Origin of the sequence: Clostridium magnum DSM 2767 (genome assembly GCF_001623875.1) — a bacterium.
Classification (GTDB): Bacteria; Bacillota; Clostridia; order Clostridiales; family Clostridiaceae; genus Clostridium_AM; species Clostridium_AM magnum.
Window position 1 is genome coordinate 95,099 of sequence record NZ_LWAE01000005.1, and the last position, 12,682, is coordinate 107,780.

15 protein-coding genes are annotated in these 12,682 nt (G+C 31.3%); 9 read left to right on the forward strand and 6 right to left on the reverse strand.

The features are described from left to right. Positions 1–66: 66 nt before the first annotated feature. On the forward strand, positions 67–1,344 hold the full coding sequence (locus CLMAG_RS19380; protein WP_066626449.1) for a collagen-like domain-containing protein: 1,278 nt from the start codon (positions 67–69) through the stop codon (positions 1,342–1,344). A gap of 182 nt (positions 1,345–1,526) precedes the next feature. Here the strand turns inward: CLMAG_RS19380 and CLMAG_RS19385 are convergent, their stop codons facing one another. The 3 genes from CLMAG_RS19385 to CLMAG_RS31895 form a co-directional block, all read right to left on the reverse strand. Further along, complete coding sequence (locus tag CLMAG_RS19385) at positions 1,527–2,156, reverse strand: ankyrin repeat domain-containing protein (protein WP_066626450.1); 630 nt, start codon at positions 2,154–2,156, stop codon at positions 1,527–1,529. Positions 2,157–2,495: 339 nt separating this feature from the next. Continuing rightward, complete coding sequence (locus CLMAG_RS19390) at positions 2,496–3,968, reverse strand: DUF5301 domain-containing protein (protein WP_066626452.1); 1,473 nt, start codon at positions 3,966–3,968, stop codon at positions 2,496–2,498. A gap of 149 nt (positions 3,969–4,117) precedes the next feature. Further along, positions 4,118–4,234 carry a DUF4177 domain-containing protein gene (locus tag CLMAG_RS31895; RefSeq protein WP_073393079.1) on the reverse strand — a complete coding sequence of 39 codons (117 nt, stop codon included), beginning with the start codon at positions 4,232–4,234 and terminating at the stop codon, positions 4,118–4,120. A gap of 243 nt (positions 4,235–4,477) precedes the next feature. On the opposite strand from CLMAG_RS31895, the gene CLMAG_RS19395 reads away from it, so the two are divergent. Together CLMAG_RS19395 and CLMAG_RS19400 are read left to right on the forward strand one after the other, a co-directional pair. Continuing rightward, positions 4,478–4,813: a PadR family transcriptional regulator gene (locus tag CLMAG_RS19395; RefSeq protein WP_066626454.1), complete on the forward strand. Its 336-nt coding sequence runs from the start codon at positions 4,478–4,480 to the stop codon at positions 4,811–4,813. Then, the gene (locus CLMAG_RS19400) at positions 4,801–5,037 is read left to right on the forward strand and encodes a permease prefix domain 1-containing protein (protein WP_066626456.1); all 237 of its coding nucleotides are present in this window, start codon (positions 4,801–4,803) and stop codon (positions 5,035–5,037) included. The genes CLMAG_RS19395 and CLMAG_RS19400 overlap by 13 nt, the downstream gene beginning before the upstream one ends. Before the next feature lie 666 nt (positions 5,038–5,703). Here the strand turns inward: CLMAG_RS19400 and CLMAG_RS19410 are convergent. Next, positions 5,704–5,997, reverse strand: a complete 294-nt coding sequence (locus tag CLMAG_RS19410; RefSeq protein WP_201787665.1) for a hypothetical protein — start codon at positions 5,995–5,997, stop codon at positions 5,704–5,706. Positions 5,998–6,422: 425 nt separating this feature from the next. Between CLMAG_RS19410 and CLMAG_RS19415 the strand changes: the two genes are divergently transcribed. The 5 genes from CLMAG_RS19415 (at position 6,423) to CLMAG_RS19435 (ending at position 10,465) form a co-directional block, all read left to right on the forward strand. Further along, a complete protein-coding gene (locus CLMAG_RS19415; RefSeq protein ID WP_066626463.1) occupies positions 6,423–6,659 on the forward strand; it encodes a helix-turn-helix transcriptional regulator in 237 nt (78 codons plus the stop codon). After that, entirely contained in the window at positions 6,660–7,112 is a 453-nt protein-coding gene (gene def, locus CLMAG_RS19420; protein WP_066626465.1) for a peptide deformylase, read from the forward strand. Positions 7,113–7,142: 30 nt separating this feature from the next. Next, positions 7,143–8,060 carry an exonuclease domain-containing protein gene (locus CLMAG_RS19425; RefSeq protein ID WP_066626467.1) on the forward strand — a complete coding sequence of 306 codons (918 nt, stop codon included), beginning with the start codon at positions 7,143–7,145 and terminating at the stop codon, positions 8,058–8,060. 73 nt (positions 8,061–8,133) lie between these two features. After that, on the forward strand, positions 8,134–8,541 hold the full coding sequence (locus CLMAG_RS19430) for a MarR family winged helix-turn-helix transcriptional regulator (protein ID WP_066626468.1): 408 nt from the start codon (positions 8,134–8,136) through the stop codon (positions 8,539–8,541). A gap of 28 nt (positions 8,542–8,569) precedes the next feature. Further along, positions 8,570–10,465, forward strand: a complete 1,896-nt coding sequence (locus CLMAG_RS19435) for an FUSC family protein (RefSeq protein WP_066626469.1) — start codon at positions 8,570–8,572, stop codon at positions 10,463–10,465. A gap of 146 nt (positions 10,466–10,611) precedes the next feature. On the opposite strand, the gene CLMAG_RS19440 is transcribed toward CLMAG_RS19435, so the two are convergent. Beyond that, complete coding sequence (locus CLMAG_RS19440) at positions 10,612–11,025, reverse strand: GNAT family N-acetyltransferase (RefSeq protein ID WP_066626470.1); 414 nt, start codon at positions 11,023–11,025, stop codon at positions 10,612–10,614. 261 nt (positions 11,026–11,286) lie between these two features. Here CLMAG_RS19440 and CLMAG_RS19445 point away from each other — a divergent pair, with 261 nt between their 5' ends. After that, a complete protein-coding gene (locus tag CLMAG_RS19445; protein WP_066626471.1) occupies positions 11,287–12,042 on the forward strand; it encodes an AIM24 family protein in 756 nt (251 codons plus the stop codon). 174 nt (positions 12,043–12,216) lie between these two features. On the opposite strand, the gene CLMAG_RS19450 is transcribed toward CLMAG_RS19445, so the two are convergent. Beyond that, positions 12,217–12,447 carry a DUF3892 domain-containing protein gene (locus CLMAG_RS19450; protein ID WP_066626475.1) on the reverse strand — a complete coding sequence of 77 codons (231 nt, stop codon included), beginning with the start codon at positions 12,445–12,447 and terminating at the stop codon, positions 12,217–12,219. Positions 12,448–12,682: the final 235 nt, after the last annotated feature.

The window sequence follows — 12,682 nt, forward strand, 5'->3', positions numbered from 1 at the left end:
TAATATTTATTTTATATCATTTTATGTATACTGTATAAAGTTCGGTAAAAAGGAGGAGAAAGATATATGACAAAGCGTAAGAGATCTCATCACTCAAGAAGTAGCCATAGAGACCTTGATAAACATAAAAGAGAAGAATTTCAAGTCTATGAAACGGAATTAGATGAGACTGGTGATAATTCTATGGCTGAGATCGAGGCAGATACTTGTTGTATAGAGAATTCTAAACAGGATCATAAACTAAAAGATGATTGTCATGAAAAAGAAAAGGATGATTGTTATGAAAAAGAAAAGGACGATTGTCACGATAAACCAAAGGATGATTGTTGCTATAAATCTATAACAATTTGTGGAAAAACTGGTTCTAAAGGTCCTCAAGGCGATCCAGGATGTCCAGGACCAAAGGGAGAAAAAGGAGATCCCGGTTGCCAAGGACCAAAGGGAGAAAAAGGAGACCCAGGCTGCTCAGGACCAAAAGGAGATAAGGGAAATCCAGGCGTAATGGGGCCACCAGGATCAAAAGGAGATAAGGGAGATCCAGGCGTAATGGGGCCACCAGGATCAAAAGGAGATAAGGGAGATCCAGGCGTAATGGGGCCACTAGGACCAAAAGGAGATAAGGGAGATCCAGGCGTAATGGGGCCACCAGGACCAAAAGGAGATAAGGGAGATCCAGGCGTAATGGGGCCACCAGGACCAAAAGGAGATAAGGGAGATCCAGGTGTAATGGGGCCACCAGGACCAATGGGAGCAAAGGGCGATCCAGGATGTCCAGGGGCAAAAGGAGAAAAAGGCGATCCAGGACCAAGAGGAGCAAAAGGAGATCAAGGTTGTCCAGGACCTCAAGGACAATCAGGAGATGGTGTTCGATGGGCATGCACTTCTCAAATGAAAAATGTTATAATGCAAATTATGAAATTATTCCCCAATTCGTCCATAGAAGTTAACTATGAGGATAAAGGCTCAGCAATAGGAATACCAACTAAACTTTCTAAAGGTGTCTTGATACTAAGTAATTTGAAAGATAATAAAACTTATGCAATTAGTATTTATAAGATAATAGCAGTAACTCTTATTGGTGAGGGTCCACTATTTGAATCTAGTAGATGCTCTAAAATAAACTTTCTTCCACCGCCAGCACCATTACCAAGAGGTTGTGAGGCTGACTGTGAAGCTGAAATAAGAATGGTATTAAGATCAATGATTGGATGCAAAGAAAAAGTAAATATAGTAGCAGGAGGAAGTTTATTTAGAGATAATCCGGTAACAGGTACAGCTTATGGAATAGCTATTCTAGGAAACAATACAGTTATCTCAACTTGGAGCATACAGGAAATTAGCTAAAATAACGTTACTTTCATTAGATAAGGTATATAATTAAATTTAGATTATAAAAAGGAAAACATATGAGAAATGTGTAAATTAATAAAGAAAGTAAGAACTTAGATATATTTGTATAAATTCAAATATATCTAAGTTCTTGTTGTATATATAAATAAGTGATATATAGATCAAGTTATTGAAATCTACTTATATTCTCCGCCGAACTTTATTAAAATCTCATTAATTTCTTCATTTTCGCAAAGATCCAAAGGGGTAAATCCCAAAGAGTTTTTTGAATTTATATCAAGGCCCATACTTATAAGAGATTTTAAAAACTCTTCAAAATATTCATCAAAGCAGTTAATATAGTCATCATGGAGAAGTGTATTGCCCTGATTATCTTTTATATTTATGTCCGCTCCATATTTTACAAGAAGATTCAGAAGTTCCACTGAGTAATTAAAACTACAATAAAATACAGGAGTTTTGCCGGATGAGTTTGTTCCATTAACATCCGCTCCTCTTTCTAATAACATGGTTATCACATCTAGTTGAGGCTTTGCCCTTGCACAGAGTCTGTGAAGTGGAGTTTCTAAGAGTTTGCTATGATGGCTGTTAACATCAGCACCCCTATCTAGTAAAAATTCAATTGTTTTAAAATAGTTACTTTCACAGTTGTTAATAGTATAATGAAGCAGACTGTCAAGGTTAGTGTCAGCATCTAAATTTTTAGTGTCCTTTAAGTGATTTTCTATTTCATTTATGTTGCCTTCTTGAATAGATCTATAAATTGATTTAGGTTTTTTAGAAAATAGCTTATCAAATAATTTCATATTAGTTTACTCCTTTAGTCACATATTTTAATACACCCAGCAGTAGAAATCTGCTCTCTTGCAGAAGACTTTTGGTATTTATCCGATGACTAGCCGCTCTAATACTCTCTTTTCTGAAAAAGGTAGTAAAGAGCGGCTACCTCCCTAGATTCGTTCAACTAAGAATCAGGTGGGGGTTAAATGCGTAAATGGCATTTAACGGGCAAAGCCTCAGGGGCGTAGATAAACCCAACCTGATTCAAGGTTCACTTCATAACATTATATATCAATAAAAACAGAATTACAATTAATAAGCTCACCATAAAAAATGTACATCTATAAATTGAAATCACTGTATGTCTAACGATTAAAAGTACAAAGAGAATAGAAATCTATACCAGCATTGGACTTTTGGACATTTTTGGTGTATTGGGACATTAAGCTTTTGTCAATATCCCCAAATGTTAAGTTATTATCTTCTAATAAATAAACAAATTTGTAGCCTGATAGATCAAATATTTTTAGATATTTATATTTAAACTGATAATAATAGTTGTCTTTCCCTGTAAGAGAATTCTTAGAATAATATGCCACTCCATAATAGTTTTTACCATCATAAATTACTTTGGTGATAATTGTATATCCATCTGTTCTTGGATGAACAATTTTAAGAGATGATTTGTTTCCCTTTTTAGTGTCAGCAATAAATTTATCTGCTATTTCAGCCCTAGAATTGATTACGCTATCACTGTCAAGAATGCAACTGTCCCCGAGAGTCTTTTGTACGGAATATTTTTTTGCGTCTAGAGATAATTCCTGTTTAATATCTTCATAGCGGTTTAGAGAGACAAGTAGCCAGTGAATCTTTCCATAGATTTCTTCTGTAATCTCGCTTACGAACTGATAAGGTTTTTCTACATAGTATTTTCGACCTTTAGTATAGATATAGTAAACCTCATCATTAGTATCTACCTTTTCATAACTGGATACTGGTGGAACATCATTTACACTCTGAATATTTGTTTTTTTGCCGCTGTTCAATAAAGGATAAAGGGAATCATAGGTTATAAATTTACTCATGATTTCATTATACAGAGTGGTAAATCCCTGAGCAGTATCAGAGCTTTTCCAAAGATCTTTAGCCATAGTATTATTTGTCCAAGCTCTAGTTCGTTGGAGTAGCTGTTCATTATTGCCGTCACTTAAAATAAAGTTTATCTGATCCACATTACCAATTAAAGCAAACATTATAGCAGCATTTTGATCGAAAGTACTCTGATTGCCTGTTTCTAAAAAAGATCTTTGAATTTTTTTTGTTGTTTGATAAGTTATATGCAAACTATAGGGTTCTTTGTCCGTAAAAAGCTGCACTTTTGTAAAATTTAAGGCTTCTGGTACAGGCAGTTCTTTTGCTATATTAACTACCTTGCTGTTATTTTCCACATACGGTGTTCTGTATTCATATATTTTATTTGCAAAATCCTTTTCATCTGTTGAAATGTTTATTGGATTTGTCATAAGTGCAATACTGACGCCTTCAACAGTAATTGTTGATGCTAGAACTACCCAAAAAACAGGCTTTTTGTAATTAAGTACATTCTTAATCCTTGTCTTAGTGTTGGTTTCCCCAAAGGCAATAGGTCTGATTTTTATCATTTTTTTACTTGCCGCCAGAGATAGTAGCGATGTGCTGTAATTCTTTTTTATGTAGGAAAAAGTTTTAGGAGCTTTTTTTAAAAACATTCGTATAGCAAGAATAAACAAAATCACATAACTTGAGGTAATGCTCATGTTGACAATATAAACAAATAAATCCTTTGAGAAAAGCTCCATTTTTAATCCTCCTTATAGCTGTCAATTAGATTTTTCAGTTCATCAGCCTCTTGACTGCTTAATTTTTTTAAAACGGTGTAGGTAGTGGATTTTTTCCCTTTTGAATATTACGAAGTAAACTAACTTTGAATTTCTCTCTTAAAATAATGTCAAACATAACATGTAGTTACTAATTCCCAACCCTGCTGTCCATATTCATTAAGTATTCTTGTTGTTCTTTCACCACTGCCAATAATGCATACACATTTATACTGATATTTTTTCATATAAATAACCCCTCCCATTTTTCTATTTGCATTTTCTTACAGTTTCGTTACTTCATAAGAATATTCCGCAATATCATTTAATAAATTATAAACGGAAAATCCTTTTTCAATGTATTTGTATAAATCTACTGATTTTATCGGGTATAGCTGAGTGGATCATATATGATTGTATACTTTATTTGACATACATAGAAGATCTATGTATAATACTTACATAGATCTTCTATGTAAGGGGGTGTGATTTTGATTTCTAAAGATTTAATAGCTGCATCATCAAGACCACTTATACTTTCATTATTATCTAAAAAAGAAAGTTATGGCTATGAGATTATAAAGAATATCCAAGAACTTTCAGACAGTAATATCATATGGAAGGATGGGATGCTATACCCTGTATTAAAAAAATTATGTGAGAATGGATTGGTTGAAAGTGAATGGAAAACCATTGATGGAAGAAAAAGAAAATACTACAAAATAACAGCGTTAGGTTTAGAAGCTTTAAGAACTGAGAAATCTCAATGGAAAATAGTCAATACTACTTTAAATAATATTTGGGGGTGCTCTTTATGTTCCGATTAAAAGATTCAATAGAAATCTGGAAACAAAAATTATCTAATAGTAATTCGTTTACAAATTCTGATATCGAGGAATTAGAAAGTCATTTATTAGATGAAATAGAGATTTTAAAGGAAAAAGAATTAACTGAAGAAGAAGCTTTTTATGTTGCTTCTAGCAGACTTGGATCAGTAGAATTACTTAGCAGTGAGTTTACAAAAATAAACACAAAGTCCAATATATCTTAAAGGAGTAGTGTGGCTTCTCGGTGGATATATACTAATTTCTTTTATTCAGCAGCTAATAACCACTTTTTCTCTATTTTCAACAAACTATATATATGCTATAAATGCATTCCATGCAAACAATCTTCCTTATTTAAGCTTTATTATAAGCATAATTATTTCAACAATATTTTTATATTTCTTGATTATTCCAAAGTACAAGTTGTTATCAAAAATTCAATCTAATTTTAATTATTTATTTAATTATAAAAGATTATTTTTGGTGTTGAGCTTCGTAATATTGACTATTATGAATTCTATAGGATTTAATATATTACGTTTGCTTATAATGAATAATATAGTTAATAATATGGCTGAAGGAGGCCTAACGAAAGCAACAATTAATGAAAACATATTCGCTATTATTTGGTCAATAATAGTATGCTTAACTTTTATGTTACTATCACTTAGAGAATCCAGGAATTAAACAAAATATAATTAGTATATATCATACCTTTTGTTTAAATATAACAAGCGTTTTTAATTGTGGGAAAAGAGGAGCAAATCAAAATAAAAAAGGCGTATAACTTTATTATTAGTACGCCTTTCTTACAATTCCGTCACAACTTGAGAAGATTGCAAACTAAAAAAGGATAAATTTTCAGAATACGGATAATAATTATTCAGTTCCTATATCTTTTTATAATGTCCTTCTATTTTATCATAAGGAATTAAAACAATCGGCTGATTTGCAGGTGTAAATAAGTCTATTCCTTCTTGATTTTCATCTGGTCTAAAATATTTTTTCCTAAACTTTTCAATGACCCAGCCCTTAATTCCATTAGGTATTGAATCCCAATTACCATTTTTATTAACTGATTCAAATGATGGCATTGCAGCACCTGTTCCGCACATTGGTGGGTAGTAATAACATCTCTCTGTAATTTCAATTCTATATAACTTCTTTGTTTCTAAAAAACTCATAAAAACCCTCATTTCTTTAAATAAAATTTTATTGTATATATTAATTGTCATAATGGATAACATATTATAAATATGGCACTTCCATGTCTCATAGAGTTGTCATAATGCTGAAGTCATCAAAGTATATTAAATATTTCTAAGATGTTGGGATCTGTTACCAATAAAAAGGGTGCAATTTGATTTTATTACCATTGGTGATAAAATTCAACAAATTTTATTTTTTCGGTTGAGATATTTAAATTTGCTGTATCATATTTTTGTTATTTAGCCTACAAGGTGTAAAAAAGCTCATCAGATGTTTCATAGAGTAAAATAGGTTCAACCTATTATGTAAGGTTAGCTTGACATAATAAGGTTAGCTTGACATAAAAGTAAAGTAATATTATATTGTTAATGTAAGGTAAACATTACAGGAGTGATATTTAATGAAAAATAAATTGAAACAATTTCGTGAAGAGTTAGGGCTAACCCAAGAACAATTAGGTGAACTTGTAGGTGTATCAAGACAAGCAATTATTGCTATTGAAACAGAAAAGTTTGAACCATCTATATGGTTGGCTTACGACATTGCTAAAGTATTCCGTAGTACAATAGAGGAAGTTTTTCTTTTTGAAGAAAGTGAAAGAAAATCTAGGGCGAAGCAAAGCAGAGGTGTGGTTTAAATGGCATTAAGGCAAATTAGAATGTTTGATGATGAAATATTAAGAAAAAAGAGTAAGGCAGTTGAAGTTGTAGATGATAGAATAAGGCAAATATTAAATGATATGGCTGATACCATGTATAATACAAAGAATGGTGCGGGATTAGCTGCGCCGCAAGTAGGCATATTGAAGCGATTAGTTGTAATTGATATGGGACAAGGACTTATAAAATTAGTAAATCCAAAGATAATTAGACAAGAAGGAACACAAGAAGTTATAGAAGGTTGTTTGAGTATTCCAAATAAATGGGGAAAATTAATAAGACCTGCGAAAGTAACAGTATTAGCATTAAATGAAAATGGAGAGGAAATTACGTTGACTGGTACAGGAGATTTGGCAAAATGTTTCAGCCATGAAATAGACCATTTAGAAGGTATACTTTTTACTGATTTAGTTACCGAATATGTAAAGTAGTATTATTTATTACTATTGAGGAGAAGATAAATGAATTTTATAGCTATAGATTTTGAGACTGCAAATGAAAAAAGAAACAGTGCATGTTCAATTGGTATTGCTGTTGTGAAAAATGGACATGTTGTAGAAAAAATACATCATTTGATAAGGCCTAAGGAAATGAGATTTATGCCAATTAATATTGGAATCCATGGAATAAGACCAGGTATGGTCGAGAATGAACCTGAGTTTGATAAAGTATGGGAGAGAATTAAGCAATATTTCAATAATAGCTTAGTGATAGCACACAATGCTTCCTTTGATATATCGGTTTTAAGAAAGAGTGCAGAACTTTATGATATAGAGCTGCCGGAGTTTAAGTATATTTGCACAATGAAACTTGCTAGAAACTTTTATAAAGGAATTGAAAATGCAAAATTGAATGCAGTGAATGATTTTTTAGGATATAAGTTTAAGCACCACGATGCACTATATGATGCCCTTGCCTGTAGTAATATATTGCTTAATATATCTGAAGAATTAAGGTGTAGTGATATTAATGAAATATCTAAATTAATAGGTGTAACTATTGGAACAATAGACAGCAGTGGGTATAAACCATCATCAACTAAAGGAAGGTGCCTTAAAACATCTAATAGAATTTATTATCCTAAAATAGAAACTATATTTGAAAAGACAGAAAATGATGGATTTAAAAATGAAGTGGTTGTATTTACCGGAAGATTAAACTCTATGACTAGAGATGAAGCTATGAGATTAGTTAGAAGGCTTGGAGGGACGACTGGAAGCTCTGTTACAAAAAAGACAACAATTTTAGTGACTAATATGAAAGATATAAAAGATTTACGTAGAGAAGAAATGAGTAATAAGCTCAAAAAGGCAACAGATTTAAATGCAAAAGGACAGAATATAAAATTTTTAAACGAAGAGGAATTTTTGAATATCTGACTAATAAACTATAATTTGATTATTATTATTTAAAATGATATACTTACCTAGGTAAGTAATCGGAGGTGGAAAAATGATTTTGTATGGTCATAATGTAAATCAATTAGCAAGGAGTTTTACGAAGAGATTAAATGAAAAAATCTCCCCACTTGGGTTATACTCGTCACAGTGGGGAATTGTAGTATACTTACATAAAAAAGGGGAATGTACACAAATTGAATTATGTAAATATCTTGGAGTAGAAGCTCCAACTATTACAAGGACTTTAGCTAGAATGGAGGAAATGGGACTTGTAATCAGAAGAGAAGGAAATGACAAACGTGAAAGGCATATAAAATTAACTGAAAAAGCTTATGAAATGTATCCTAAGTGGTATGAGGCTGCTAAGAGAATAGAATTGGAAGCTATAAATAATATTAGTAAAGAGGAGCTTAAAATTTTTAATCAAACATTAGAAAAAATGATGATGAACTTAGATTAAAGGAATAAAAAACAAAGGATGAGTAAATATGTATAAAGGTATAATAAAACAAGCATTTAGACTAAATAAAAATCCTTTTCCTTGGGAAAAGGCAATAAGTGCCGCTCTATGTGGAGGCTTTCCAGTAATTATTGGACTTTTATTAAATCAAATGCGTTTTGGATTATTAGGAGCAATAGGTGGATTTACTTATTTATATGTTTTTAATGAGCCATATGCTCAACGGGTAAAAAAAATATTTTTTATTGCTATTGGTATTACACTTTCAGTTACACTGGGAACTTTAACTGCACCTTATCCATCACTTATAATATTAATAGTAGGTTTAATTGGAATAATTGCAACTTTTATTTTTGGTATATTTAACATACCTGGACCTGCAGCAGTGTTTTTTGTATTAAGCTTTACGATGACAACAGGAATTAAAATTGATCAATCAGAAATACCTATCTTTATTGCTGTTGTATTTGTTAGTAGTATGTTTTCATGGATAGTTAGTATGATAGGGTACTTTTTTAATCCTCATGGTCCTGAATTAAGAAAAATCAAAGGATTGTATTTGGCTTTGGCAGAATTCGCTGAAGATATTGGCAGTGAAGATATCAGTAATGTGAGAAATAGAACTGTCAATGCTTTAAAGGAATCAGAAGAAATTCTTACAATAGGATATATGCCGTGGAAAATTTCATTTTTGTTTAATCGATTATTTCTTTTAAATAACTATGCTAATAAAATGTTTTTAGAAATGCTTGAGCTCCATTCAAATAGTAAAAATAAATTACCTAAAGAACTTATTGGTATGATAAGAAAATTATCAACAGGGATTAATTTGAAGAATGAAGAAACAATTGAATTAGAAAAACTAAAAGTCCAGTTAGATAAAAAGTATCATAAGATTTTGGAGATAATATATGATATTGAAGCTATAATGAATTTACCGATAAAATATATCGGGCACAGTATTGAAATTTCTAAACCATCATCAGCCATAAAGTTTAGCAAAGCTTTTAATAAAGATTCTATAGTGTTTGTTAATTCAATTAGATATGGAATTGTACTTTCAATATCAGCAATAATAGCATTTAATTTGCCATTTACAAGACCATATTGGATTACTTTATCATGTGCTGCAGTTATGTGTGGTTCAACTATTATGGCAACTTTTCATAGAGCAATTCAACGTTCAGTTGGGACTATGATTGGTATAGCTTTAGCTATAATTATTTTAAGTTTTCAACCACAAGGCTTTATGGTAGTTGTAGTTAATATGTGTTTAACAGCATTAATAGAACTTGCTATTTCAAAGAATTATGCATTAGCAGCAATATTTATTACACCAAATTCTATACTAATAGCAGAAAATTCCACTCAAATTCATAATGTAACTTATTTTGCTACAGCTCGTATTACAGATATAGTTGTTGGATCTCTAATTGGATTAATTGGAACATATATTATTGGACGTAAATCAGCATCTAGCAGATTACCAGATTTAATGGCTAAATTATTACGCAGTCATGCTAGAGTATTAGTTTTTTTAGCATTTAATAGAAATGAAAATGATACAAGCATTATAAAAGAAAAGATGGAAATAGATTTTATGAACTTTAAAATGGCTTATAATACAGCCTTGGGAGAGATTCCTAATAATGAAGAAATACTCGAAACTATGTGGCCAGCATTTTATTCATTAGAACATATTAGTTACTTACTTACTCAATACTGTATAAAAGAGGGGCATTTAAACTTGTCTGACGAAGAATTGGCACAACTGATACTTATTTATCAAACAATGGCAAATGATATTGAACATAAAAATGTAATACAGCCTAGAAAAATTACTATTATTAATGGAATCTCTGAGTTTTGTGAAGAAATTAATAGGCTCCAAGAAGCATTAAGTATAAAGAAGATAATATGGTAATGCAAATTAAATAATTAGATAAAAAGAGGTAAACCGCGTCTGTCCTACAGGGTATAGTGTACCTCTTTTTTCTATCTAACATGGTTCCTAATAGAATTTAATACTAGATCCCCTTGATGATCATTTAAATCCAAGAACATCAATGATTATTGAACCTCCAATACATAAGCACAACCTATTTGTATTCCTTCTAACGGTTTAAATGGATACATATAGTTGCTATCTACCTTCAATCCATTTTTAATACAGCACTTAGCCATTTCACGTGCAATAACCGATTGTACTGTTATACGTTTAAATCCATTTTCTTTAGCAATTTTCTTTAATTCATCCAACACTTTGGTAAAAATTCCCTTCCTCCTATTATGTACACTAATTCTCCGAATAACCAAATTCTTTGGGTAATAACTTGCTATAAATAATTCCGTACTGGCGTCCTCATTCATTATTGTTATTCCTACTTTAGAAGAACCAACCATAGTTACAGTTGTATCATCATTAGTTTCTAATATATTTTTTATATTGTTAAAATCTGATACATGCAATTCTATAAATTCCATTTAATCTCCTTTCTTGTTTATAAGTAATCTAAAGTATGCCCTACATTTCCATTATGAAGTGGAAATGTGAATCAGATAGCAGCATTGAGCGGGTAGTCATAGGATAAACTTAAGGGTTTTGGTTAAATCTAAGTAATGGTAATATCAGCTTTAAGTTTAATTAAGTTGAATTTTCAGAATATATACCATATAATTATTTTACCATAAATGTATTAAAATGTATAATAATCAGTAGTAACTTATAAGAGGAGGAAAATTGAAATGGTAACATGTAAAAATCTCTATGAAAATAAAAATATAGAAGTAGTAGAAACTAGAGGAGATGTAAAGGTACTTGAGTATAAGAAAGATTTAAGTGTGAATGCTACAAATGCTGTGGCTGCATATTTTGCTTCAGAAATGAATGTTAGAAAGAGACAGGTTTTGATTGAATTAAAAGGTAATGCTTATACAATTAGTGCGGGAGCAATGCAGTGGACTTCAGGAGCTGTTAGTATGGCTGCAGATGTTAAAGGATTTGGTGACTTATTTGGTAAAGCTTTATCTTCTAAGGTAACAAAAGAATCTGCAATTAAGCCTAAATATCAAGGAAATGGTTTGTTAATGTTAGAACCTACATATAAACACATTTTACTTGAAGAGGTTTCACAGTGGGGTGGAATAGTACTAGATGATGGTCTTTTTCTTGCTTGTGAATCGAAGGTTCAACAAAAGGTAGTAGCTAGAACTAATCTTTCTTCAGCGGTGCTGGGAAGAGAAGGCTTATTCAACTTATGCCTTAAAGGTGAAGGAATTGCTGTATTAGAAAGTCCTGTACCAAGAGATGAACTTATAGAATTTTTACTTGAAAATGATGAAGTTAGAATTGATGGAAACTATGCTATTGCATGGTCTGACTCACTTGATTTTAGAGTTGAAAAGTCCAGTAAAAGTTTAATTGGTTCTGCAGTTTCAGGTGAAGGATTAGTTAATGTGTACCGCGGAACAGGTAGAATACTTATGGCACCTATAGAATAAGAGATGTTACAGAGACAACTATACAAAATATAACTAGTGGATTTTAAAGATTATACTATGACTCTACCTCCTTTCCAAGAATGTTGAAGAACAATTGCTTGTGATGGGCATTGTTCTTCAACAAACTGCAATGAATACCATCTACTTCATTGTAATACATACCCCACTTAAAACTTAAAAAATTGGTTTGTTTTCTAGGTTATCACCTTCATCTCCGTTAGGATTGCTTCTCAAGTACTCTCTACCATTTTTTGATTTCCCAACATTTACATCCTCAATTAAATGGTCCTTTGCCATCATTATTGCCTCGTCTATTGAATATACATTTCCATTTTCAAGCATTACATCAGTTATATCTCCCTGAGGATTTTTCTTTACCTTTATAACTTTAGATTTATCAATCATGCTAACACCTCACCTATATTTTTTTGAAGCTTCTTTTAATATTATTTGTAGTAATGTTACGTACTATTCTTATATTGGATATTATAGGTGGATAATCTAAAATATATTCTCCATAATGAATATGAAATAATGTATAATATATAAGGCAGTGTTTCCTAATACACATCCCACGTGAAGACAGTAGTATTGCCGTGGAAGTAGGATTGACAAATAAATGTGGTAATAATACCACTTA

Bases quoted from the DNA above. Each gene is read 5' to 3' on its own strand.
- CLMAG_RS19380 (WP_066626449.1), top strand. From the start codon at position 67: ATGACAAAGCGTAAGAGATCTCATCACTCAAGAAGTAGCCATAGAGAC.
- CLMAG_RS19385 (WP_066626450.1), bottom strand. From the start codon at position 2,156: ATGAAATTATTTGATAAGCTATTTTCTAAAAAACCTAAATCAATTTAT.
- CLMAG_RS19390 (WP_066626452.1), bottom strand. From the start codon at position 3,968: ATGGAGCTTTTCTCAAAGGATTTATTTGTTTATATTGTCAACATGAGC.
- CLMAG_RS31895 (WP_073393079.1), bottom strand. From the start codon at position 4,234: ATGAAAAAATATCAGTATAAATGTGTATGCATTATTGGCAGTGGTGAA.
- CLMAG_RS19400 (WP_066626456.1), top strand. From the start codon at position 4,801: ATGTTCCGATTAAAAGATTCAATAGAAATCTGGAAACAAAAATTATCT.
- CLMAG_RS19410 (WP_201787665.1), bottom strand. From the start codon at position 5,997: ATGAGTTTTTTAGAAACAAAGAAGTTATATAGAATTGAAATTACAGAG.
- CLMAG_RS19415 (WP_066626463.1), top strand. From the start codon at position 6,423: ATGAAAAATAAATTGAAACAATTTCGTGAAGAGTTAGGGCTAACCCAA.
- def (WP_066626465.1), top strand. From the start codon at position 6,660: ATGGCATTAAGGCAAATTAGAATGTTTGATGATGAAATATTAAGAAAA.
- CLMAG_RS19425 (WP_066626467.1), top strand. From the start codon at position 7,143: ATGAATTTTATAGCTATAGATTTTGAGACTGCAAATGAAAAAAGAAAC.
- CLMAG_RS19430 (WP_066626468.1), top strand. From the start codon at position 8,134: ATGATTTTGTATGGTCATAATGTAAATCAATTAGCAAGGAGTTTTACG.
- CLMAG_RS19435 (WP_066626469.1), top strand. From the start codon at position 8,570: ATGTATAAAGGTATAATAAAACAAGCATTTAGACTAAATAAAAATCCT.
- CLMAG_RS19440 (WP_066626470.1), bottom strand. From the start codon at position 11,025: ATGGAATTTATAGAATTGCATGTATCAGATTTTAACAATATAAAAAAT.
- CLMAG_RS19445 (WP_066626471.1), top strand. From the start codon at position 11,287: ATGGTAACATGTAAAAATCTCTATGAAAATAAAAATATAGAAGTAGTA.
- CLMAG_RS19450 (WP_066626475.1), bottom strand. From the start codon at position 12,447: ATGATTGATAAATCTAAAGTTATAAAGGTAAAGAAAAATCCTCAGGGA.